Raw genomic sequence first — 24,721 nt, 5'->3', positions numbered from 1 at the left:
ATGGTGTACAACGGTTTGTGTATAGTTTCGTTGCGTGAAAATCCGCTAGGATTTTCGGGTTAAGAAACTAAGATAGTAAAGTTGCGAGGATTTTCCGTTAGGAAAATCAGAAGCAATGAATTATACACGGTGTTGTAATGCGTTTATTTTTCAAATTCATTGGTCAACAACTCATCTAAGTTCCTCCAAAAGATGATAGAGTAACCAGCACATTTTTGATGTGGTTTACTTTTAGTTTTTATTAACTCAAACCAGTCATCCTTTGGCTTATATTTAGCAACTGTTTCCCCCAGCATGAATTGCGTTTTATCATTATCAATAGACCTAATTCTTAGTTTGGACAGTTTGGCGGAGTCTATTTTACCTTTTGAGAAAAGTCCATTTTTAATAGGTAATTCTTTCTCAAACCAATCAAGTAGCTCACAAACCGAAAATCTCCCACCACTGTCTTGATGTATACCAATAACTCTGAATAGGGCTTTGTTCTCTAATTTATTTTGATAGCTAAATATATCGCCAATATTGAATGTTGATTCCTCTTTATAAACTTTTGGAATTCTTTTTTGTTTAGGTTGTTCAGTTAAAAGTTGCTGTTTGAGTTTTGTAATTACATATTCTCTTTTTTTCAGAACCTTAGGATCTTCTTTCCATCTTTCTAAATCAGATCCACTTTCAATAATTTCAAGAGTTTTATCAAGAACTCGATTAATTAGTCGTCCAGTTTTCCATTGTGTGTCAGCAAGTGCAAACCAAAACACGGAGTTTTCATCGCTATCATTTATTGAATCTTGATATTCCTTTATAAGTTCAGATGTAGCTTGTTCTGAATCGAGACCATCACCAATCAGCTCTTTAAAGTCATCTCTGATATCACAAGCTAAATCATCTGAATATATGGCTGGACCCCAAGCTCCCATAAGTCTTTTTTATTTTATGCATTACAACGGTTTGTGTATAGTTTCGTTGCGTGAAAATCCGCAGGATTTTCGAGTTAAGAAACTAAGATAGCAAAGTTGCGAGGATTTTCCGTGAGGAAAATCAGAAGCAATGAATTATACACTGTGTTATAAACAGGTTTTTAATTCAGTCAGCCCATTACCGAAGTCAGCTTTCTGAAGTTGTTTAAGTTCTATTTTACATTTATTAATTGAAATTAATTGATAAATATTTTGCTTGTCAATCTGACTTAAGGTAAATATTAAGAAAAAATTCTGGTTAATTTCCTTGATGAACCAATATCCTTCGTCATCCCAACTTTTATTTATAAGAGCATTTTTCTTATTCGGTTTCTCAAACATAAGGTCACGAAAGAAAAATTTATCACTGAATTCTATTTCTAATTCTCCATTGATTTTCTCAAAACGATTTTTAGTCAAAAAATCCTGAATTGTTTTTTTGTCAGTATTTAATTTGTGATTCAAGTTCAAAGGACGAAATACGTGCATCATATTTTGTCCAAAGTCAATTTCAATTGAGTCTTTTTGGAAGATCTTAAAGTCAACATTTAGCGTGTCGTTTGTCATAAATAATTTTGACTTTTTGAAATCAATTTTTAAAGGAATAACACTGTCCGAATGTATAGTTCCGATAGTTTGATTGTCAAAGTCAATTAAAAATCCTTCGTTTCCAGAAGCGACCATTGAATTAATATCAATTATATAATTCTGATACGACATCCATATTCCTTTAACTTCTTGAGCTTGGCAATATGTTAATCCAAAGACTAATAATAATATTTGCAGTGTTTTTTTCAAACTTGTTTATAACGGTTTGTGTATAGTTTCGTTGCGTGAAAATCCGCAGGATTTTCGGGTTAAGAAACTAAGATAATAAAGTTGCGAGGATTTTCCGTGAGGAAAATCAGAAGCAATGAATTATACACTGTGTTGTAAACAGTTTTTAAAATCCAAGCACACTTCTTTCTAATTCAATTTTTATCAATTTCCATTTTTCATCTAGTTTCTCAAAAATAAAATAAGATGAGTTTCCAGTAAAGCCTCCAATGAATTGTTTTCCGTAAATAATTGCTTTAGTATTATTTTTTGAAAATATTGGTGATGATATATAGGCAATTGGTTTTTCTTCAGTTTCGTTCAGTTCCAGAGTTGTAAAATCAGATATTTGGTTATTTTTTAATTTCTTTAGTGCTGTTTCCGTTTTCTTTTTATCAAATAGAATATTTCTGAGTTCAACATTTTTCGAATCCGACTCTTTTATTTTTATCAATAAAGATTTATTGTCAAATCGTTCGTAAATCAGAATATTATCCGTTTTATATTCGGTTATAGTTATTTCAATTATAGACTTATAATCATTTTTAGATTGTCCAAAAACATTGGTTAGAATTAGGAGAAATGTTAAAAGCACTATGTTTCTCATAAATTGTTTACAACATATGGATAAACGCACCGGTGCGTTTATTTCCATTATGATTATACTTACAAATCTAAAGGATTTTTGATCATATCAAAACTACTTGTAGCAACATGTGTGTAAATTTCAGTAGTTTTTGTGGAGTTGTGGCCTAAAAGTAATTGTATATACCTCAAGTCGGTGCCGTTTTCCAACAAGTGTGTGGCAAAACTGTGCCTTAGGGTATGGGGAGTGACTTTTTTTCTAATCCCTGCCTTTATGGATGCCCTTGAAACAACCTTGCCAACGGTACTTCCACTATATTTTCCTCCGTCCTGACCTTCGAACAAATATTTTTTAGGCCTATATTCCTTAAAGTAGGCGCGTAGGTCATCCAAAACTTTTTGCGAGAGCAAGGTAAATCTATCTTTGTTGCCCTTTGCCCCGACAATTTTAACGAGCATTCGCTTGCTGTCTATGTCTCCTATGACAAGATTCAAAAGTTCGTTTCTCCTCAATCCCCCAGAGTACAAAAGGCTTACAATACATTTGTGCTTTATATTGTTGGTACACTCAATAACCCTCAGTACTTCTTCCTTGGCAAGAACCGTGGGCAATTTTTGGGACTTTCTTGGGCGTTCAATAGCGTAGAACCTGTTGGGCATTCCCAGTACAACCTCGTAATAAAATTTAATACTGTTTATACATTGGTTAATATAGGAATCCGATTTGTCCTCCTGTATCAATTTGGAAATATAGGCCCTAATGTCCATTTCATTGATTTCCTTTAGTTCCTTGTTAGGGTAGAAATTCATAAAATGCTCAAAACAGCATATATAGGTTTTTGATGTATTGTTGGAATACTTCTTCAGTTCCAATTTTTTAAGGTATTCATCAGGACAGGATCGGAGGATTCTTTTCTGTGTACGTTTTTCATGCCAATCAAGGTTTAAGGGCTCGTTTCCTTCCTTGGCTCTGGATTTATCAAAGAAAAACTTGCAATTGATCCAGGCAACTCCTTTGAAGAATCTGAAGATTTGGTCAAGGTTACCTTTTGTATTAGGGATGTGGTACATAGAAAATTCCTCGCTCCATTGTACATCGTTTAATTCTCTCACTATCGCATCCAAGGCTCTATTGGAATAATATTGGAGACCAATATGCTTTTCTTGGTCAATCAGGAGATGTTTTAATGTGATATGTTGTTTAAAAAGCATCTTTTTATGGTTTGGTTAGTGCAATATAGTTGTAAATGAATAACTTAGTCGTATTTTAAACGTATATGATACATTTGTATTCGTTTGTAAACGTTTGTACATGGATAAATTGAAACCAACCGTTAAATGTTTGAATTGCAGGAAGAAGCTAAAGGGGCGTTCCGATAAAAAATTCTGCAATGACCATTGTAAAAGTTCCTATCATTACCGAAGGAGTATTGAGGGGGAACTTAAGTTTTACAATGATGTATTACGTGTATTGCGCAACAACAGAAAAATATTGAAGCTCTACAATAGGGCAGGGAAGTCCACTGTAAGATGTGAGGTTTTGTTGAAAGAAGGCTTCAATCCAAATTTTTTCACCCATTACTGGAAGAATGGCAAAGGGGATGTGTACCTGTTCGTTTTCGAGTTCGGTTTTTTGAAAAGGAGCGAACATGGAAATGATAAATATGTGCTTGTAAAATGGCAGGAATATATGGAGCGTTGAAGTCCTTTTTTCGAGGTTGGAAATGGTACCGATTTTTGACTATATTGCAGTAGAAATTTTTATTAATCAAGTGAACACAAAACTGAACACGTTTTGGAACATGATTATCTAAATTATCAACGGGAAAGCCCAGTAAATGGGTTGGAAATTAAAAAAACTTCGGACTCATAACCCGAAGGTCACTGGTTCGAGTCCAGTTCCCGCTACTAATAAAAAGTCAAGTATAATCAACGGTTTGGTGTCCCCAAACCGTTTTTTTATGTTCAAAATTTCAGATATCTTGCGAGGCGAATACGAAAGTGAATACGCTAACGCATACGATTTGTCAAACCAAAAACAATTTTCCAAGCCCAAAATATACACAGCAAATGGCGATCTGAGCAAGCGCTGGTATGTTTACTTTTCCTTTAGAGATCCCAAGAACAATAAACTCACTAGGCAGTCTCCAATTTACGCCAGTGCCAACCGTTACAAGACCAAGGAAGAGCGAATGGCAATCCTCACGGTTTATAGCCAGACCTTGCACAAACTTCTCAAACGGGGCTACGATCCGTATGCAGATAATGTGGATCTGTTCAAAAAGGAGCAGAACAAAAAAGCCAAACAAAATACAGCTTCTAAAGAAGGGGAAGTATCAGAGCAACCATTGAAATTGGATTTGGGGCATCCCGGTATAAAGGAAGAGGATAAAGGGAAGACTTTGGCAGAGGCTTTCGAGTTTGATATGTCCATCAAACAACGATCATTGCGTGAGAGCAGTATGCGTTCCTATAAAAGCCATATAAAAGTGTTTAGGGAATGGCTTGAAAAATCTCATAAGGAAATTACCCATATCCAACAGGTGGATAGGCCAGTGGTCATGGAGTTTTTGAACCATATTATGGATAGCAGTTCCCCAAGGAACAGAAACAATTACAGGGCAAGTTTGAGCAGTATGTTCCAAACTTTAGAGGACAATGATATTGTTAGCTCCAACTTTATAAAGAAGATAGTTGTTTTAAAGAGCAGTCCCAAGCGGAACAAGACCTATACCAAAGGGGAGCAACAGGAAATTTTTGAGTATTTGGAAAAGAACGATCCAATGCTGTTGCTGTTCATCAAGTTTGTATCCTATAATTTCATCCGTCCCATTGAGGTATGTCGCCTAAAAGTGGGGGATATAGATGTGGAGCACAAAACCGTAACATTCAGGGCAAAGAACAGCCCATTGAAAACCAAACTGATTCCAGAGATACTTTTGGAGGAACTTCCCGATATGAGCAAAATGGAAAAAGGGGATTTTTTGTTTACTCCTGAAGGCTTGGGCGGAAAGTGGGAACTGAGCGATGACAACAAGCGAAACTACTTTTCAAAGCGCTTTAAAAAGGTTGTGAAGGATGAATTCGGACTTGATGAGGATTACGGTCTCTATAGCTTCAGGCATACCTTTATAACGAAGCTTTACAGGGAAATGATTAAAGATTCGTCCCCTCACGCTGTGAAAAGCAAATTGATGCTCATTACGGGGCATACTTCCATGGAAGCCTTGGAAAAATACTTGAGGGACATTGATGCAGAATTGCCAGAAGATTATTCAGAGTTGTTAAAAGCCTAGGGAATGGAAATGAATTTAGACGATTTACAGATGGAGATTATGGGCAACCTGTTTGTAGCAGGTGTGTACTACTTTCCAAGACTTTTGTTGGAAATGAGCGAAGCAGAGGCGCAAAAGGATTTCTCCATGTTTGGCAATAGGGTATTGCTCATTGAGGAAAATGGGAGCAATTATTTTGTGGAGCCAGGTGAGATCCATTTGAAGGTGATGCATAAGCAAAGGTTGCTTGACAAAAATCTGTTGAAACTATTGGGGCTTTGCGATGACCAGAAAAGAAGGGACGTAGATTTCTTGTTGGAACGCTATAAAACCTATGTAGAGGGTGTTTCGATGCTTTACAATTGGTTTGCGGAAAATATGGAAGTAGAAGTGCAGGGAATCTCAAAAGACCAAAAGCGTGCTTTCATATCCCAACGGGATACTTTGGCCAGACATAAAGTGGAGGTGGAGCAACGCTTCTTTGATAAACCTGCGCAGATTGAGAAAAAGGATAAAACGGAACAGGACCAAAAAGAGGTCTTGAACAAAACAATAGCCCAACTAAAGAAGATGATAGCCCCAAATGTAGATATTTCATTGCCCGTTTTGGAACTGGGTGAACAAGAGCCTCCAGAACCAAAATTGGATGAAAGGAAGCAACATCTTCAGAATTTAAAGGACAGAGCAAAACAAGAAGCTGAACATGTTCTACTGACACAGGTTTTTAATCTTAAATTGAAACCTATTGAAGCTCTTGGATAGGCAATTTTGTATATAATATGATTGTGATAATTCCTGTGATAAATTTGTGATAAAAAAATATCACAAATTTATTTTTTGTTTTTTGAACTGTTGATTTGCTGTTTAAACCCTTGTAAAATTGGTAAAAGTGGCTGTCAATGTTCAATGTCTAACTGTTGCAACAGTTCGATTTTTTTGTGATACAAAATGAATTGTTTAGGCTTTATAAATGGATTTTGTTTTGGTGTAATTGTCCATGGCAAAAAGGAGGGTGTGCTTACTTGGATATTGTAAAACCAATAGATAAATACCTGTGTTCATTCTCTCCATAAAACCCTCCTATTTTTAATACTTCATCTATGTGTTTATAGTTATCATTTTCGTTGAACACATATTTATGATATGTTTCAACTTTACAAAATTTAGACTCTTTTTGTGTTAGGCGGGGTCTTACAGAAGGAATTCCATCAATAGTTACTTCGTTATTGTTGCTGTAGTATCCAAGCATTTCTAGTGTAAACCAATAACCGTCAAGAGTAGCTTTCAGCATTAAAGATGAAATATCATGTTCAATTTCGTCTTTTTCTATGCTATTAATCTTTATTGGTGTACTGCTATATATTTGTTCGCCAAGTTTGCCCTTGTTGTTGTGATAAATATTTATTCTTATTAAGGCGTCAATTTCTCCATGATTTTTTTTAATGTCGTTTTTACCGATGTCATTGTAAAAGGAAAAGGAGACAATATCTAAATAATAATCCTGATATTCTGGTTTAGGATATACCAAAGCACACAGCTCTAATTTAGGGGTTAAAATGCAGCTTTTCCAAAGTGATGACTTTTTTAAAGGTTTAAATGTAATTTGTTCATCCGTTTTTGCTTTTACCGTTACACTCTCCAATTGTGTTGCATGAGGAGTCAAGTAGATAGTGTCTGTAACTTGAAGTTTTGGTATTTTGACCGTATTATAACCCATATGGGAAATTTCTAAAGTATCAAATGATACTTGGCTTAAATCTATGATCCCTTTAGGGTTACTGTAATCGCCATTTGTTTTGTTATACTTGATGGTTGCAAACGCAATTGGAGATTTATTTATGGTGTCAGCTATTACTATCTTCTGAGAAAATATTAACTGAGTACAAAGTAGGACCGGAAGGAAAAATAATTTTTTCATGTTTAAATTTAGGGAGGTAATATTATTCTATAACAGAAAAGGTTAGATCATATGGTGGAACAAGCCCTGATATTGTAGTTTCGAGGTGGAAGTCGTTACAACTGTTCAAATGAGAAAAAGAAATGTCATTGCTTGACGAATGGATGGAATAATAGCCAAGTTTATTTAGTGTCACCTGGAAAATCAACTCATAGCTGTCACTATCTTCATAATATGGTATTATAAATTTGTTTTGATGCGTTCCTTGTTCGCCTCTAATAAATGTCAACTCATTTCCTGAAAATAGATCATCAAACCGCAGTATGACCTCGGCTTCTATGTCATTGGTTGATTCAAGAAGGTTTGTCCCTTCTCCAAAATAGTCGTTAAGAGAAGGGATAACCAATTGTAATGTTATGATGTCACCTTGTTCATAAATGTTTCCTTGAGGATACACTTCTATCAGGTCTTCTACAAATTGATTATTTGTGGTGCAATCGTCTTCGCAAGTAGCGCTTAGAAGCAATGGGAGAATTATTAAAGCTTTTAAAATGTTTTTCAATTTGGGTATAGTTTGTTAATTGATTTCTATGGAAAAAGCAGGGACTACTAATTGTCCATTCAAATCAAAATTTCCCCAATTCGTCTTTTTTAACTTGTTACGTATAAAAGTGTAGGATTTATTTTCTTCCCTGTTAAATGCAATGGGACTATCATAATATGAATTGGTTTCTACGAAATTACCCTTTTCATCAATCAGTCCCAGCCACTCTAAACTTAAAAAAGCACCTTCTGAAGGAAACAGTAAATTATATTTTTCTAGATTAACTAAAATATCTCCTTTCTCATGTGGTCTAACTGCAATTGTGATATCTTGATTTGCGTTAATAATTTCTCCTGGGAAATTATTAACATTTGCATATAAGTTTAATTTTAGGACTACTGTTCTATCTTCACTTTTACGTTTTATTCTAAATTGAAAATTTTTAAGATAATAACCATCAGGGATATCATTTTTGTAAATCAAAGTGGCCAGCTCTAATCCTTTACGAGAGGAAATAAATGTTTTTTTTCGTTTGACTTTATGACCTAATAAAATTGGTTCGATATTTCGTTTCGAAACTATAATTTCAGGAAGTTCAAAAGAATTTTCTTCCAATAAAATTTCGGGCCTTAGTTCTTCTCTTTTTAATTGTTTTGATTTAAATCCTAAGTGAGATATTGTTATTTTGTCAATATCTTCATTTGAATTTATTCTTACAATGCCTAATTCATTTGAATATGTTCCTCCAACTATGGTGTCGTTCCTAAAGAATATTACACTAGCATATGGTACATTTTCTTCGAGATTCGTTTTTATATGAAATTCCTGAGAAAAGCAAGGAAAGCCAATGAATAATATAAAGTAAAAATTTGTGATTAATTTTTTCATAATATTCTTTTAATCAATCGCCTAAATAATCAGGCGATTGAGTAATGTTAATTTTAACAAGGTACTAAATTAAATTCATAAACATTATGCATGAAAAGTACAAAGTGCTCTCTTATGATAAGCATATGTCCAGTTTCGTCACAAGGGCTATTTTGTTCCCAATCACTCCAACCCCAAAATTTTCTTTTTCGTCCAGAACTTGAGTTTTCCGTTTGTATTATTCCAATAAAATCGAATTCATTCGTAAGAAAGTAATCATTGTGTGAGTCGATATTATTAGTGATTTTTGTCTCGTTAATAGTTATGTCTATGGAGGTCATCTCATAATCAATTCTATTTACGTCTACAAAATATAGAAATTTACCGGAAGATTTTTCAGTTACAACATAGCCTCTTGCTCTTGACTCCGAATTTACAAGAACTTCTGTTACCGTGTATGTTCCAATATCATCAGTTGTTTCGATGGATGATCCATATTCAAAAGAACTATTATAAAAGGATGAAACAAAATTGTCAATATCAGTAGACAGACTACTTCTTTGTTGACTTGAATTGGTTTCTTGGGCGTTAAGGACATCTATGCTTTCAGATTCGTTACTGCAACTCATGAAGATACTTAATATGCAAATTGTAGCGAATAATTTATTGATAGTTTTCATATATAATTAATTAAAAGTTTAGTGCTACTCTTTCGATTTTCGTCTACCTCGCCCATTTTATTTTTTATGTCTTTTCAATGGAATTTCACATACGTTTTGACTTTGGGTGGTAAGCCCTTCGGTGACCGTTATTTGAATAAGGATGGCTAAACTATCACTTAACTCTAATTATAAATTAAGGGATTACATTGAAATTTTCGAGAGGAATCCTTAAACCTCTAAAGTTGACATAGAATATATTTCGGCACGGATATTTTTTATGAAGTTGTATTGTATTTTAGAGAAGGATGGTGTTGTTGCAAAAGATTTGGAAGGTATTATTAATACGATTCCAGGTCTTTGTGCATTGGGGGCTAGGTCTGACCTAGATAGTGGCTTTAATTTAACACTAAGTAAAAAACCAGATCTGGTTTTTATAAATCTTGATAATTTCTCAGATAATCCCTTTCTACTCGTTAATGAACTTCACCAGTATTTAAGCGAAATTCCAAAGGTAATTGGGCTTTCAAAAGGAAAGGATTTGGCTTATGAGGCCATTAAGCATGGTTTTGTTGATTATTTGACCTTGCCCTTGAAGGAGTTGGACGTTAGGAAGGCTGTACTAAAATATCTTAAACAGTTTTCCATCGATAAAGGTCACACAATTTGTTTGAAATCATATAATGACTATCAGTTTTTAAATACAAGGGATATTCTTTTTCTAAAGGCCGATAACAATTCTACAGATTTCTATATGAAGAATGGGGAAGAGATCACTGCTTTTAAAACGTTAAAAACATTTCAAAAATCCTTACCCAAAAACTTTTTAAGGATTCATAAAAGTTATATTATAAATCAAGATTTTATTTCACGAATCAACTTTGGCAAGCAAAGATGTTATTTAAAACATTGTATTGAAGGCATTCCTTTTTCAAAGAGTTATGCTGAAGACTTGAAACTCCTCAACCATCAATTTGAGCAAAGAACTATATAATGGAAACTAGGTGTTTCACCATCAAAACTTACCAGTTCACTATCAGAATTACTATGTTCACTAAGCTGGTCTCAAATTAATAGTTAAAAGACAAAGGTGCTATTACTTTTGTCTCCGAAAGAAGCTTCTTCATAAGGATTAATGGGCAGCAAACCCCATTGTTCAGCGTCCAATTTAGGCCAAAATTGGACAGCCCAATTATTTGACAATAACCTTAAAATTTCAAAAAATGAAGAATGCTAAATATTTTTTTATAGCCATTTTATTGGCGATTATAACTTTTTCTTGTACTGAACAATCGATTTATGATGATGATCAAACCACCCTTGAGCACTATGCAACTGGAGAGGAGGAGGATGGCACTGGTAAAAATGGAGATTCGGAACCAGTACCTACCATTCCGTAAAAGATAGAATTTTTGTTCACAATAAAAAAAAGCCATTAGTAGAATATATTAATGGCTTTTTTTAATTTCAACGCGATAATTGCTTTTAAATTGAAAACAAACATTAGAGTCATTTTAGTAATTTGTTCAATAGTCTTACTTGCTTGCACTAAAGAAAAGGGTATAGAAGGAAATGAAGATCAAATTATTCATAATGATATTTTGAGTCTTTTTAGTACTTATAAAATTTCCAAGAAAGATAAGAAGCAAAAGCTTGAGTTGCTTATTTCCGCCTTTGAAAAAACTAAACAATTGGAGGATGATCCTACCAAGGAGTATTACTTTAGAAAACTCTCATACTTTTCACGTAAAGAAAATGACTCTTTATTGTTTTACTCAGTAAATAAGGAAGCTGTAAATTTAGCAGAGAAGTTGAAAGATACGGGAAGTCTTACTTGGGTTCACCTATCAAAAGGTTTGTATTTTGATGAGCGGGAAATTTATGATTCTGCTTACTACCATTATTATCAGGCAAAAAAAACGTATAAGCAATTAAAGGATGATTTTAACGCTGGATCTATGTTGTATAATATGGCCTATATCCAAGGACGATTAAAGGATTATGCTGGAGCGGAAAACAATTTGTTTCAATCTTTAGATTTAGTTAAAAAAAATTCTGATCCATTACCAGAATTTAGATGCTACAACCTTCTGGGAATAATTTATGAGAATATTGGTGAATATGAACTGGCAGAAGAATATTTAAACAAAGCTCTTAAAGTATTAGATAGTTTCTCACCAGATGAAGTAATAAATCTCAAAAAAGGAGTATTCAATAATTTTGGAAGTACTTATTTAAAGTCGAAAGATTACCAAAAAGCTCTGCAGTATTTTAATAAATCATTAGAATATTTAGATCATCATGACCTACGGTCATATGCAAGATCGATTGACAATGTTGCCTATACAAGACTTTTGACAAAAGATACCGTAAATGTTTTTGATGATTTGACAAGAGCTTTGTCAATAAGAGATAGTTTGAAAATTAGGTCTGGCATTATTTTAAGCAAGTTACATTTAGGGGAGTATTATGCATTAAAAAAAGATACTTTAACAGCTTTTCGATTGACAGAAGAAGCTTATCTATTGGCAGACGAAATTAAAAATAACAGAGATTTACTTGACGCACTTAAGCAGCTGTCGCAATATAACCCTGCAAGTGCCAATGTATATATGTCGAAATATGTGAAATTAGATAATGAAATTGAGCTTAATGGTAGGAGGTTGCAAAATAAAATTAGCCGTATCCAATATGAAACCGATGAACATATTGCAGAAGCAAACACTTTATCTTCTCAACGAACTTTCATAATAGTTGTTAGTACACTTTTATTGTTGTTGCTTTCGGCGTTGTATTACATTCAACTCCAAAATTCAAAGCATAAAAACTTGCAACTTAAATCCAAAAACCTAGAGGCTGAAGAGGAAATATATAAGCTAGTGATGGATCAACAAAACAAATTGGAAGAAGGGCGTTTAAATGAACGTGAAAGAATTTCAAGGGAATTACATGATGGTATATTGGGAAAACTGTATGGTACTCGTCTTGGCTTAGGATTTCTTGAGATAGGAGGACAAGAAGATACCCTTAAGAAATATAATAATTTGATTGGGGAATTACATCAAATAGAGAAGGAGATAAGGGTTGTTTCTCATGAATTGAAAAATGATCTATTTAGATCAGAAAACAGTTTTATGGAGTCAATAGAATCGCTTATAAAGAAGCAAAGTACGATTGGAAAATACAGTTATAAATTGCGATACAGCGAAAACATTAACTTGGATGAATTGAGTTATACTACAAAATTTAATTGTTATAGAATTTTGCAGGAAATGTTATTGAATATAAATAAGCATGCAAATGCAAATCATGTTAATGTTTTGTTTAATTTTCCTTCTGTCAAGGCTGTAAGTGTTATGGTTGAAGATGATGGTGTAGGTTTTGATGTTGGAATGAATTCTAAAGGAATTGGGCTGCAAAATATTTCGCAAAGGGTAAGCCAACAGAGAGGGGAATTTAAAATCGAATCAAAATTTAATCAAGGAACTAAAATAGAATTTAAACTGCCAAAATAGATGATTTAACATGAACCAACTAAATATTCTAATTGTAGATGATCATCCATTAATTGCAAATGCTTATAAAATGGCTTTTGAAAAAGTGGAAAAACGATCCTCGAACTATACATTTAATATAGATTACGCTAAAGATATAGATACAGCCTATCAAAAAATTTCCGATAGCCTGAAGTCAATTAAGTTTGACTTGGTGCTTTTGGATATTAACTTGCCATCATCTTTGGATAGGAAATTGATTTCGGGGGAAGATTTGGGGATCGAAATTAAAGACCTGGACCCAACTACGAAGATTATTGTATCCACTATGTATAATAATAATTTTAGGATTCAGAATATTATTAAAAGTATTAATCCTGAAGGTTTTTTGATAAAGTCGGATGTAGATCCCAAAACACTTGTTGTCGCTATTGAAACAGTTTTGTCTGGTTCTCCCTATTATGACAAAACAGTTCTTAAGCTTTTTAGGTCGCAAATTTCCAGTGATGTATTTGTTGATTCTTTGGATAGGCAGATATTATATGAGCTTTCCAAAGGTACTAAAATGGTAGAGTTGCCAAAACTAATTCCCTTGAGTACAAGTGCTATTGAATATAGAAAGCGTAGACTTAAGGAAGTATTTAATGTAGAAGATAGGGACGATAGGGTATTGATTAAAGAAGCAAGGGATAAAGGCTTTATTTGAAGAAAGCCATCATGATGAATGTTATCACGATGGCTTTTTTTTAATGCAATTAACTGACTTATAATGTCGCCCTAAGCAAACTTGGGGGTGGGAAAATATAATAATTGCTTTGTAACTAACATTGCGAATGTATTACAACTAAATATTTTTTCGTTGGGTGATTTGCTTTAAATTTTAAAGGAAGTTGCTTAATGGGAAGCTTTTGTTTTTGATTATAATTGGAGTTGTAAACCAATAAAATTTTATAATGAAAGCAAATTTTAATTTTTTCACAATGCTCTTTCTTGGAGCTTTGTTTTTTACTTCTTGTGAGGAAGATAATTTTTCAAAAGAAGGGGAAGGTAAAGTAGATACTTCTGCTGAAACTATGCAGAAAGTAAGTAGTTATTTTGGCAGTATTGAGTCATTGTCAATTAATAATGGTACAAATTGTACCAATAATATTCTAATGTTTCCTAGTTGGGATGTATATTGGCAAACGGTAGATCAGCTTGATGATATGATAGATACGTATTGTGATGCATTTGATGCAACTGTTCCAAGCGGTATCTCAGATGATCAGTATGATGCATTGGCTGATGCAGCAGGTTTTGATGAAGACGATAAGCTTGTACAATTTGAATCAGATTTGGAATTTTGCTCGCTCCGTGCTAATATTGCCGCCTTGGAGGAGATATGGTTAAGTCAACAAGGTGATGGTTTGTGGGATCCTACTACTGATCCAGATAACCATTTTATTGATGATGAAACTGAAAGAGCCTTATTGAGTGTTAATGCAGAAGTTTTGATTGGTGATAAGTCTAATTTTGTTTATTACAAATTTTTGGATGACAATGGTAATTATATAGAAGTTCATAATAATGATCAACAGGCTATGGCCCAGGTGAGTAGTGGTAACGTTCCTTCAGGGAATCCAAATGTAGTAGTTGTTGAAGAGCAAAGAATAGATCCCCCAAGTGGATGTAAATACAAAGTGAAGGAAGTTGACTATCATTATGATGATGCAAATGGAAAAAGACTTAAACAAATTAGCAAAATTAGAAGAGAATTTGGCAATGTATATGGAACATCCGTAATTTCCAAAAGTAGAATAAAGGTTAAAACTAAAGGGTATAAGAGGAAGAATGGAGAGTGGAAAAATAGAAGAACGTGGATTACGGCAGGAATTGATGGAGCGACTGTAGGATCAGATGGTATTGGATATAATGCCTGTCAGGCTATTATAGACCCAATAAAAAAGATTAAGGAAAAGAGAAGGAGGAGAGTGAAAGCGAAAATGACTATTGAACCCTTTGATGGAACTCTTCCTGACTTACAGTATCTGAGTGTTAAGGATAATAAGTTGTATAGCCTTCATAAACAGGGGCAAATTTTAATAATAAACAAGGATTTTTATGATATGCCAATTGATTAAGGCTAAAGTTGCAAGCATATTGCTTGCAACTTTTTTTTGTGTTTTTAGTTATTCACAGGAGGCGGAGCTTCTTTACCAAAGGGACTTTTCTAAAGTAAGTATAGTATTTCAGCCAGCATTCCAAACAGGTAATTTGTCTCAAAACTATGATCATAGCACTTATCCTTCATTGGGTTTTAAGGATTCGTTTTCGTTTCAATTTGGGTTTTACTTTAATTTTGCACAAGCAGGCAATTTCAATTTTAAAACAGGAGTAATTGCAAAGCCTTTTAAGTCGTATTTTGATATTAATATTAAAAATGAAGATCTAGGTGTGTCTGAGCAAATGGATTATTCATCGGTTCTTAAAGGCTTAGATCCATTAAATACTTATATGTTTTCTATTCCATTCAAGCCTGAGTATTTTTTAAGGGTCAATGAAAAGTTGAATGCCGTATTTGGCCTTGGAGTTAATTTGAATCTAACATTGGGAGAAGATGATATCTATATGTCATTTAATTTGCCAAGTGAAGGAGGAACTGAGTCTAATCGAATTTTTAATTCGGTAATAGAAACAACAAGTATAACCCTTTCTGGTGAATTGTCCATTGGGATTAATTATGACTTTGATTTTGCATTGGTTCAAGTCGCTCTTTTTTATAATGATAATCTTTTTAGGACAGCGGAAGGATGGTATGTCATTGAGAATTTACAAGGAATAGAAAATAAAGAAGGTTTTTTTGATGTTCAAGGGGATTATTATGGAGTGTCCTTTTTGTTAACTCCTAAAAAAAGTTGGTTTAAAAGAAAGAACGATAATTAAGCTGTTTTGTAGTTTGCCTTTGACAACATCTGTAGTCAATTCAATGGTTCAAACCCAAAATCAACTGTTCAATCAATGGTTTGGTTGGAAAATCAATAGTTCAGTCAACAGTTCAGTCAACTGTTCAAATGGAAAATCAACTGTTCGATTGGAGATGACAGTTGTGGTCAAAAAATAGCTTTTTGGCTAAAAATGGTTACAAACGTACCCAAATTTGGGGTCGTTGCAACGGTCGAACAACAATCGTTGCAGTATAAACATGTTCCTGACTATATATTATTGGGTTAGATTTTCTCTAAATTTAAAGAGCAAAACTTTGCCAAAGTGTAATTCCTGTTGGACTGTATCCCCCAAGGCGATGGCTTTGGTAATTGTTTTGTAATACATTTTTAGGGAAGGCAACAAGATTATTACCTCAATTTTAGATTTTTCCAATGATTATTGACTTCACTTGATGTCAAATCAATAGTCCAACTCGCAAAATCAATAGTTCGATCAATAGTTCAAATCGAAAATCAATGGTTCAATCAATAGTCCAAATGGAAAATCAATAGTTCAATGTTGACACCAGATGTAGTCACTTCTGCTAAATGTCAATAATAATTGAATTACTTATGGCTAGTTTGTTGTTATTGATTCTCCCTGAAGTCAATTGTTTTTTGTATCTGTTTTTACTATGGGTTCTGTCGCATCTAAGTTAGAAAAATAAACAAAGTTGTATTTTTAAAATAAAAAAGACATGTTCCAAGGCCATTCATTTCCCAAGTCAGTGATTATGCAAGCTATCTATTTTAAGTTCAGATTTGGTTTGAGCTATCGGGAGATTGAGGAATTATTGGCCATTAGAGGTGTTCGTGTTGACCATGCAACCATCCAGAGATGGGTGTTTAAGTTTAGTCCTTTGTTAGAAGATAATTTCCGAAAGCGAAAGCGCTCTGTTGGAAAAAGATGGAGGATGGATGAGACATATATAAAAGTGAAGGGGCAATGGCGGTATTTATACAGAGCAGTAGACAAAGAAGGAAACACCGTAGATTTTCTGCTTACCAGGAGACGTCAAAGGATGTCAGCACAATCATTTTTGATAAGAGCGATAGAGAACAATGGTAGGCCTTTCTTGATTAACATAGACAAAAGTGGATCCAACAAAGGAGCGATAAAGGTTTACAAAAAGCGTGCCTATACCAATATCCAAATACGCCAATGCAAATACCTGAACAACATAGTTGAACAGGATCATAGGTTTGTAAAGAAACGGGTAAGGCAAGGGTACCGTGACTTTGAGAGTGCCAGGCGAAGCATAGCGGGAATAGAGGTAGTACATATGATTAAGAAGGGACAGATGGACAGTAAGTGTTCATCTGTTTATAAGTCGTTTTGTAGTCTGGCAGCATAAGGTTAGTCGATCTATGAGGTTTTAGATCATAATTCTACAAACGCGACAGAACCGTTGATTTACTCTCTAATCTGTTGTAATATAGCTATAATTGGCTATCAATGTTCAAAATCGAACTATTGCAATAGTTCGATTTCTTGTGATACAGGACGGTTTTGAAATGTCGGGTTTTGCTAATTCTTATATGGCTTCCATTTTTGGGTTTTCTGATAATAGGAAAATGAAAAGCGGCTCCAGTTGGAGCCGCTTTTCAGTGAGTTACATCCTTGGAGTTTCCTACGGATTTCGTCACTTTAACCAACCGCTACAAAAATAACTTAAAGACCATTGTTTTAACACAATGTTAATCAAAATGAAGCTATGTTATATAACCGTTAAGGAGTTGTTTTTTGTGAGTGTTTCAAACATTTGTAGGTATATGTAAATGATGTATCAATTGAATACCATATTAATCCTTTTAAATATTTTAAACATGAAATTGAAATTACTTACTTTATTTACAATTTGTATGTGTTTTGGTCTACAGGCTCAGCACATTTATGTAAAGCCTTTAGGTACAGGTGATGGGTCTAGCTGGGCAAATGCTACGTCTTTGGGGTCGGCCTTAGCATCATCACTTTCGTCAGGAGACAAAATACACATTGCCGCGGGAACATATAGGCCTTCTGTTACCATTACCAATGGAGATACTGCCGTTGGAGCGGACAATGATTTGACCTTTGAAATAAAGCAAAACGTTGAACTTATTGGAGGGTATTCCCAAAATCCAACAACAGGAGAGGCACCCAACCCTAGTGTTAACGAAACTATTCTTAGCGGGCTTTTAGAAAATGATTCCCAAGTAAACCATGTAATTGCTGTTACGGCTCCAAAGATAGATGGAGAAAGTGTAAAGTTGTACGGTTTAACCATAAAAGAAGGCCATGCTAGTGACGAAAGTGGTGCGGGCACAAGTGGAGAACTCATTATAAACGATTTGTTTTACCCTAGAAATTATGGGGCGGGTATTATAGCAGCAGGATCAAGGCTTGAAATTGATGAATGTATCATATCAAATAATACAGCAGTAGCTCATGGTGTGGCAATGCTTATTCATCAAGAAGCAGAGATAGTGGTTAATAATTCAAAAATAATCGATAATGGAGATGTAGCAGTAAGCTCCAATGGTGTTGGAATGTGGTTAAGAAATTCAACGGGAACTTTTAATAACTGTACCGTAGCAGGAAATGAAACGTCCGGAGTAGGTTCTGGAGTATATATTTACACTACAGCAAAACTGAATATGAATAACTGTACAATTGCTAACAATATTGCAGGAGCAAGAGGTGGAGCAATTTATGCTAGAGGAACATCAGATGCGGTGTTAATAAATTGTACCATTTCAGGGAATTCTGCTACAAACTATGGGGGAGGGATTCATACTTATGGAAGTTCTGTGATTGATGTTATAAGTAGTACAATTACTAATAACAATGCTCCAAATGGAGGGGGAGTTCACAATACCGATAGTAATGGTTGTTCTATAAATCTTTATAATTCAATTGTATCCGGTAATTTTAATGGTGATGGGATGACTTCTCTTGAAATTGGAGGTACCATAACAACCATAAGTAGTATTGTAGGAGAAGAGGTTTTCGATGCTTCAGGAACAATAACATCAGGAACTTTTGATGCTAGTACCATGTTGGATGAATTGTCTGATAATGGAGGTGATACAGCAACTTGCAAACTTCTTTTGGAAGATAATAATCCTGCCATTGATAGCGGTATGACTGTTGCAGAGCTGCAAACTCTAGGTGCAACTTATTCACCTGTACTATCAAACGATCTTTTGGCTAAAGATCAGTTGGCTAATGACAGAGTCTCTAATAATATGGGAGCGTTAGATTATTCTGCTACTCTAACTATTGAGGGGAATTATTCAGTAAATCATTTTGAATTGTATCCTAATCCAGCAACGCAAGGTTATGTTGTAATAAGAAATAGTAGTAATGAAACTATAGCTGTTTCGTTATACGATGTTATTGGTAATCTTGTTTTAAGAGAAAATAAATTAGCAGATAATGTATTGGACATTTCAAGGGTAAGTTCGGGGATGTATTTAATGCAAATCTCCCAAGGTAATTCTGTCGAAACGAAGAAGCTTATTGTTAAGTAAAATTATAACTGTTGAAAATGATTTTTCAAATTAGTTTTTTAAGAGCGCAGTAGTGTATTGCGCTCTTTACTTTTTTGTTTATAGGTTTGAAGTGTTACAATATTATGGGGCTATTTTTAAGTTTTGTTTACTTTTCAGTAATATTCAAAATTGATTTTTTTAATTTATTTGCGACATGGTTAGTAAGTTAAAAAGAAGCGCAACTATAAGCGAGTTATTATCCCTTGTAGTGGACAAAGATGATGAGTTGGCGTTTTCGAAATTGTTTAAAATGCTTTGGCAGCCTCTTTATGTTAAGGCATTTAATTTATTGCAATCAGAGAGTATAGCTGAAGATGTAGTTCAAGAAATTTGGGTGGATTTTTGGAATCGGCGCAAGACTATAAAAAATGAAAATTTAGAGGCCTATCTGTTTCAAGCAGTAACTTACAAATCGTATAAAGAGTTAAGAGATACAAAATTCACAACCTCTCAATTAGAGGTGTTAGAGCAAATTCCTGCTCAAGAGATAGAGGACAACCAGATCCATTATCTAGAAGCTACCAAAAATAGAATTGATACTGTTTTAGATGCCCTACCCGAGCGATGCAAGGAAGTTTTTGTGTTGAGCAGATACCATGGCATGAAAAATGCCGACATTTCTCAGGAGCTTGATATTAGCAAGCGTTCCGTGGAGAGTTATATATCACGGGCGCTAAAAGCTATAAAAGAGAACTTGGTTTACTTCTTTGTACTTATTTTCTTTTTAAAATAAAACTTCCATTTAAATAGTGAGCAGGTAGGCTCTTTTATTAGTTACATAGTACTGTTTCATCTTTTAATCGTCTTACATAGGGCTGTTGAGTTGTTAGCTAAACGTTATCCAATTCTGCTTTAATGTTAAGAAAATGTTTTTTGTGAAAAATTATTGAGTGTTTAAGGGAATAAAAGGAATTATTAAATAACAACAACACGTTAATGAACGAGAAAGAATTCAAACATATAGTTACTAAATACCTCAAAGGTAAAGCGTCTCAAAAAGAGATTGAAATTCTTAAACATTTTGAGGATGAAATGAACAAACCTGAAAGACGTTTACCACGGCTAGAAAATAGTGTCAAAGTAGAGCGTAGAATTTATGCTAATATCAAAGGTAGTTTGTTTGGAGAAAAACGTCTTTGGTTAAAGATTGCTGCAACTTTGGTAATTATGTTAGGGTTAAGTGGCTTTTTGTTTTGGCCGTCCAATGATCAGGTACATACGATAGCCAATTATTCAGATAAAGTCGAACAGGTTGTCCTAGTTGATGGGTCTAAAGTAATGTTGAATATAGGAAGTGAGATTAGTTATAATGAAGATGAATTCAATGAAACAATAAGGGAAATCGAGCTAAAAGGCGAAGCTTTTTTTGATGTGACTAGAAATGAAAGCAAACCATTTATTGTTAACAGTGGAGATGTTGCAACAAAAGTACTAGGGACCTCTTTTAATATAGACTATAGCGGAAACAATACAGTAGTAACAGTTGTTAGTGGTAAAGTGGGAGTTTTAAATGGCAAAACAAACGAAACAGTTGTTTTACATCCAAACGAGCAAACCATTTCAAATGCCTCTGGATATTTAACAAAACTAAAAACTAATGCCAAGTTGTTCACGTCTTGGTATCAAAATCAAGTGTATCTGGATCAGATAACAATACATCAATTTTTAAATTTCATTTCTTCAGAATACGGGGTCAAAATTCTAGAGTTTGATAGTCGATTTGGGGAAGAACATATTTCTATCGTCGTAAATAACAAGGAGCCTATAGACGTTCTTTTAAAGCGATTTAATTTTATTAGTAATGTACAACTTATTAAAACCGAACAAGATGAAATTGCATTGACCGTAGCTCCATAAAACTTCAAAAAAAAACAGGTCTGCTGCAACAGACCTGAAATTTCATTAAGCATTTAGTACCATAATAATACTTAAAAGTACCATGAATATCCGAAAAATTTTAATATCGGCAATATTTTTCTGTAATATAATTTATTTACATGCGCAGCCAAATACAAACGTGTTGGTAGATATAAATCTAGAAAACGCATTGCTAGTAGAGGTGTTTTCTAAATTACAAGAAGAAACAGGGTTTACATTTACCTACGGTAAATCTGTAATTGAAAATACACAACGTTATAATGCAAAATATGAGAAGGTTACATTAAATGATCTGCTAAAAGACTTATCAGTAAAAGCAAGTTTTTCATATTGGGTTGAAAATAACAATATTAATATAAAATTACAACCTCCAAAAACGAGTAGTACCCAAAAGCAAGTTAATATAAAAGGATTTGTTTACGATACCCAAGAGTTGCCACAGCCACTAATGGGGGTGAATATTTTTGTTAAAAACCAGGCAAAAGGAACCGTTTCAAATTTTGATGGTGATTTTGAATTAAATGCCCAAATAGGAGATACTATAGTGTTTTCCATGATGGGTTTTAAAACATTCGAATACTTAGCCAAAGAGAGTAAAAGTAAATTAACGATTAGTTTGCAGGAAGAAACATCTGCGTTGGAAGAAGTTGTAGTAATGGGGCTTACTCAACAGCAAAAAAGACATATGGCCAGTGCTGTAGGTGCTTTAGATGTTGAGGCGAATATAGATAATAAGCCCATTACAAGTTTGTCGCAGTCCTTACAGGGAGGAGTAACAGGTATACAGGCTTCTCAAGGGTCAGGCATGCCAGGAGGTGATTCGGCAACACTTAGAATTAGAGGGGTGAGTACTTTAGGGTATTCAAATCCATTGGTATTGGTGGATGGTGTTCCTATGGATATGAACCATATCGATCCAGTTACAGTAAAGAGTGTTACCATTTTAAAGGATGCTGCCGCTGCTGCTATATATGGTTCTAGGGCTGCCAATGGAGTAATATTGGTAGAGACTAAGCGTGGGGTGGCAGGCGAGGTTTTAGTTACCTATGATGGTTATGCGGGATTCCAGTCGCCGGCAAATTTGCCTCAAACGGTTGATGGAGCAACTTATATGCGTATGTATAACGAAGCCCAAATTAATGCGGGGTTGTCTCCTAACTTTGCAGAAGGTGATATTTTAGCCACTGCTAGTGGGGAAAATCCAGTTGCTTATCCAGATACAGATTGGGTTGACTTAATGATTAATCGTGCTTCTCCAATTCATAGTCATTCGGTTTCTATCAGTGGAGGTAACGATTTGGCTAGGTTTGCTGTTACGGGAAACTATATGAACCAACAGGGAATGATACCTAATAATGAAATGGAGCGGTTCAATATTAGGGCCAATACCTCTATTTCGTTAAATAATAAATTCCTCTTAAACTTAGATTTATTAGCTATAAAACTAGATAGAACACAACCTAATAGAACTAGTGGTTCTGGAGGAAATAGAATTTTGGAAGACATTTATAGAGTGCCTCCAATTATTCTGCCAAGATACCCAGAACAGAATGGTGTTAGTCATTATGGGCATTATGCGGGGATTGTGAATCCTTTGGCATATGCTGAGCGAGGGGGGATTAAAAGTTTTGAGGATGGTAGTGTAAGTATAAATGTACATCCGAAATGGAAGGTAGCCGATAATTTTAATGTAAACAGTCAATTTAGTTTTAGGCTAAATAGTGATGTCAACAAGGCAGTTAGGGATAATACCAATTTTTTTGATTATTACACAGGCCAATTATATATGACCTGGGATACCCAAAGAACCACATCCATGGACAGGGGTACCTATTATTACCTTGCAGCAAATGCCGATTATACATTAGACATGGATGATCACTATTTGTTTGCTATGGCAGGATATTCACAAGAAGAAACGAATAGTGGGGAATGGGATGTAACGTCACTATTGTCGGCTTATGCAAAATTGAATTATTCATATAGAGATAAGTATCTTCTCGAGGCTACAATTCGGACCGATGGCTCGTCTCGATTTGGACCAGGAAATAAATATGGGGTTTTTCCTTCGATAGCTGCAGGTTGGAATTTGCATAACGAATCATTTTTAAGAGAATCTAATGTTATAAACAATTTAAAATTAAGAGCATCTTACGGGCAGTTAGGTAACGATAACATTGGTTTGTACAGATATCAAACTTTAATAAGTTCCAGTCATGGTCTAGAAACAGCAAACGGTAATCCAGATATTACTTGGGAAACTGTTAATATGTTAAACCTTGGTTTGGATGTTGGTCTTTTTGCAAATAACAAATTGGAAATAACCTTTGATGTGTATGACAAGTTAACTAAAGATATCATATTAACACCACAATTGCCATTTGTAGGAGGGTTTCAAGGGGATGTGCCGGTTAACGCAGGTGAAGTTAGAAACCGTGGTGTGGAATTTTCAGTGAATTACAATGATAGGATAAATGAAGATTTTAGATTTAGTATAAGACCAGGGGTTAGTTATAATAAAAATAAAATTGAAGCTTTAGTAGGAGGGCCTTACATTACAGAGACCACTATAAATGAAGTTGGAGGGAGCATAAACAGTATTTATGGTTATCGTACTGACGGCTTGCTCCAGGCATCAGATTTTGATTCGGATGGGAATGCACTTATACCTATAAGAGAAAACGCAGCCCCTGGGGATATTAAATATTTAGATCTAGATGAAAACGGTATTATAGATGCAAATGATCAGGAACGCATTGGGAATCCAACTCCAAATTTAAATTACTTCGCAAACTTTCAAATGAAATATAAAAATTTCGATTTCGAATTTTTATTACAAGGAACAGGGAAAAGTGATGTACCTCTCACGGGAATGTTTGCATTACCTCTAGATTTAGGAAAGGATGGCGGTGTTCCAACCACTTATTATGCTAATAATTATTGGACACCTGAGCGTACCGATGCTATTTTCCCTAGAATTTCAACCACACCAACCAATAATAGAGAATCTTCAGATTTTTGGTTCCAAAATGGAGCTTATTTAAGATTAAAGTATGTACAGTTAGGTTACAATTTAAAAGGAGATGTATTAGACTTTTTAAAACTTAAGTCGTTTCGAGTTTATCTGAATGCTCAGAACCCTTTCACCTTTACATCAACCAAACTAGTTGATCCAGAAACTAGGGGAAATCAATGGACTTACGGTGTAGTGGAAACCTATACGGTAGGATTAAATGTTAAATTTTAAAAATTA

Annotated in this window: 22 protein-coding genes; 14 read left to right on the top strand and 8 right to left on the bottom strand. The window is 34.3% G+C overall.

Annotated elements, in window-relative coordinates:
• Positions 1–143: 143 nt before the first annotated feature.
• The 4 genes from RBH95_RS13605 to xerA form a co-directional block, all read right to left on the bottom strand.
• On the bottom strand, positions 144–917 hold the full coding sequence (locus tag RBH95_RS13605) for a hypothetical protein (RefSeq protein ID WP_307900122.1): 774 nt from the start codon (positions 915–917) through the stop codon (positions 144–146).
• A gap of 147 nt (positions 918–1,064) precedes the next feature.
• Entirely contained in the window at positions 1,065–1,754 is a 690-nt protein-coding gene (locus tag RBH95_RS13600) for a hypothetical protein (protein WP_307900121.1), read from the bottom strand.
• Positions 1,755–1,899: 145 nt separating this feature from the next.
• Positions 1,900–2,379, bottom strand: a complete 480-nt coding sequence (locus tag RBH95_RS13595) for a hypothetical protein (protein ID WP_307900120.1) — start codon at positions 2,377–2,379, stop codon at positions 1,900–1,902.
• 59 nt (positions 2,380–2,438) lie between these two features.
• Positions 2,439–3,569 (bottom strand): site-specific tyrosine recombinase/integron integrase, encoded by a 1,131-nt coding sequence (xerA, locus tag RBH95_RS13590; RefSeq protein WP_307900119.1) that lies wholly within the window; start codon positions 3,567–3,569, stop codon positions 2,439–2,441.
• Positions 3,570–3,669: 100 nt separating this feature from the next.
• Here xerA and RBH95_RS13585 point away from each other — a divergent pair, with 100 nt between their 5' ends.
• From RBH95_RS13585 to RBH95_RS13575, 3 genes are all read left to right on the top strand, one after another.
• Positions 3,670–4,059, top strand: coding sequence for a hypothetical protein (locus RBH95_RS13585; protein WP_307900118.1), 390 nt, complete (start codon positions 3,670–3,672; stop codon positions 4,057–4,059).
• 259 nt (positions 4,060–4,318) lie between these two features.
• The gene (locus tag RBH95_RS13580) at positions 4,319–5,653 is read left to right on the top strand and encodes a tyrosine-type recombinase/integrase (protein ID WP_307900117.1); all 1,335 of its coding nucleotides are present in this window, start codon (positions 4,319–4,321) and stop codon (positions 5,651–5,653) included.
• A gap of 3 nt (positions 5,654–5,656) precedes the next feature.
• Positions 5,657–6,394, top strand: a complete 738-nt coding sequence (locus RBH95_RS13575) for a hypothetical protein (protein ID WP_307900116.1) — start codon at positions 5,657–5,659, stop codon at positions 6,392–6,394.
• A 256-nt stretch (positions 6,395–6,650) separates the two neighbouring features.
• Here RBH95_RS13575 and RBH95_RS13570 read toward each other — a convergent pair whose 3' ends face one another.
• From RBH95_RS13570 to RBH95_RS13555, 4 genes are read right to left on the bottom strand one after another with little or no spacing between them, the layout of a single operon-like run.
• Positions 6,651–7,550 (bottom strand): hypothetical protein, encoded by a 900-nt coding sequence (locus RBH95_RS13570; protein ID WP_307900115.1) that lies wholly within the window; start codon positions 7,548–7,550, stop codon positions 6,651–6,653.
• 22 nt (positions 7,551–7,572) lie between these two features.
• Positions 7,573–8,091 (bottom strand): hypothetical protein, encoded by a 519-nt coding sequence (locus RBH95_RS13565; RefSeq protein ID WP_307900114.1) that lies wholly within the window; start codon positions 8,089–8,091, stop codon positions 7,573–7,575.
• 15 nt (positions 8,092–8,106) lie between these two features.
• Positions 8,107–8,961 (bottom strand): hypothetical protein, encoded by an 855-nt coding sequence (locus RBH95_RS13560; RefSeq protein WP_307900113.1) that lies wholly within the window; start codon positions 8,959–8,961, stop codon positions 8,107–8,109.
• A 53-nt stretch (positions 8,962–9,014) separates the two neighbouring features.
• Entirely contained in the window at positions 9,015–9,569 is a 555-nt protein-coding gene (locus tag RBH95_RS13555; protein WP_307900112.1) for a hypothetical protein, read from the bottom strand.
• A gap of 310 nt (positions 9,570–9,879) precedes the next feature.
• Between RBH95_RS13555 and RBH95_RS13550 the strand changes: the two genes are divergently transcribed.
• The 11 genes from RBH95_RS13550 (at position 9,880) to RBH95_RS13500 (ending at position 24,715) form a co-directional block, all read left to right on the top strand.
• On the top strand, positions 9,880–10,593 hold the full coding sequence (locus RBH95_RS13550; protein ID WP_307900111.1) for a LytTR family DNA-binding domain-containing protein: 714 nt from the start codon (positions 9,880–9,882) through the stop codon (positions 10,591–10,593).
• Between the two features lie 229 nt (positions 10,594–10,822).
• Complete coding sequence (locus tag RBH95_RS13545; protein ID WP_307900110.1) at positions 10,823–10,999, top strand: hypothetical protein; 177 nt, start codon at positions 10,823–10,825, stop codon at positions 10,997–10,999.
• A 90-nt stretch (positions 11,000–11,089) separates the two neighbouring features.
• Complete coding sequence (locus RBH95_RS13540) at positions 11,090–13,114, top strand: tetratricopeptide repeat protein (protein ID WP_307900109.1); 2,025 nt, start codon at positions 11,090–11,092, stop codon at positions 13,112–13,114.
• Positions 13,115–13,124: 10 nt separating this feature from the next.
• Entirely contained in the window at positions 13,125–13,799 is a 675-nt protein-coding gene (locus RBH95_RS13535) for a response regulator (RefSeq protein ID WP_307900108.1), read from the top strand.
• Between the two features lie 247 nt (positions 13,800–14,046).
• Positions 14,047–15,213 (top strand): hypothetical protein, encoded by a 1,167-nt coding sequence (locus tag RBH95_RS13530; RefSeq protein WP_307900107.1) that lies wholly within the window; start codon positions 14,047–14,049, stop codon positions 15,211–15,213.
• Positions 15,206–16,015, top strand: coding sequence for a hypothetical protein (locus RBH95_RS13525; protein WP_307900106.1), 810 nt, complete (start codon positions 15,206–15,208; stop codon positions 16,013–16,015). The genes RBH95_RS13530 and RBH95_RS13525 overlap by 8 nt, the downstream gene beginning before the upstream one ends.
• A 739-nt stretch (positions 16,016–16,754) precedes the next feature.
• On the top strand, positions 16,755–17,411 hold the full coding sequence (locus RBH95_RS13520; protein ID WP_307900105.1) for an IS6 family transposase: 657 nt from the start codon (positions 16,755–16,757) through the stop codon (positions 17,409–17,411).
• Between the two features lie 472 nt (positions 17,412–17,883).
• Positions 17,884–19,569: a right-handed parallel beta-helix repeat-containing protein gene (locus RBH95_RS13515; RefSeq protein ID WP_307900104.1), complete on the top strand. Its 1,686-nt coding sequence runs from the start codon at positions 17,884–17,886 to the stop codon at positions 19,567–19,569.
• Positions 19,570–19,744: 175 nt separating this feature from the next.
• Positions 19,745–20,323 carry a sigma-70 family RNA polymerase sigma factor gene (locus tag RBH95_RS13510; RefSeq protein WP_307900103.1) on the top strand — a complete coding sequence of 193 codons (579 nt, stop codon included), beginning with the start codon at positions 19,745–19,747 and terminating at the stop codon, positions 20,321–20,323.
• Between the two features lie 203 nt (positions 20,324–20,526).
• Positions 20,527–21,447 (top strand): FecR family protein, encoded by a 921-nt coding sequence (locus RBH95_RS13505; RefSeq protein ID WP_307900102.1) that lies wholly within the window; start codon positions 20,527–20,529, stop codon positions 21,445–21,447.
• A 163-nt stretch (positions 21,448–21,610) separates the two neighbouring features.
• Positions 21,611–24,715, top strand: coding sequence for a TonB-dependent receptor (locus RBH95_RS13500; RefSeq protein ID WP_307900101.1), 3,105 nt, complete (start codon positions 21,611–21,613; stop codon positions 24,713–24,715).
• Positions 24,716–24,721 lie beyond the last annotated feature (6 nt).

It is taken from the genome of Mangrovimonas sp. YM274 (assembly GCF_030908385.1).
Lineage (GTDB): Bacteria > Bacteroidota > Bacteroidia > Flavobacteriales > Flavobacteriaceae > Mangrovimonas_A.
Note: the sequence above shows the minus strand (reverse complement) of the source record. Positions and strands in the feature narration are given on the sequence as shown.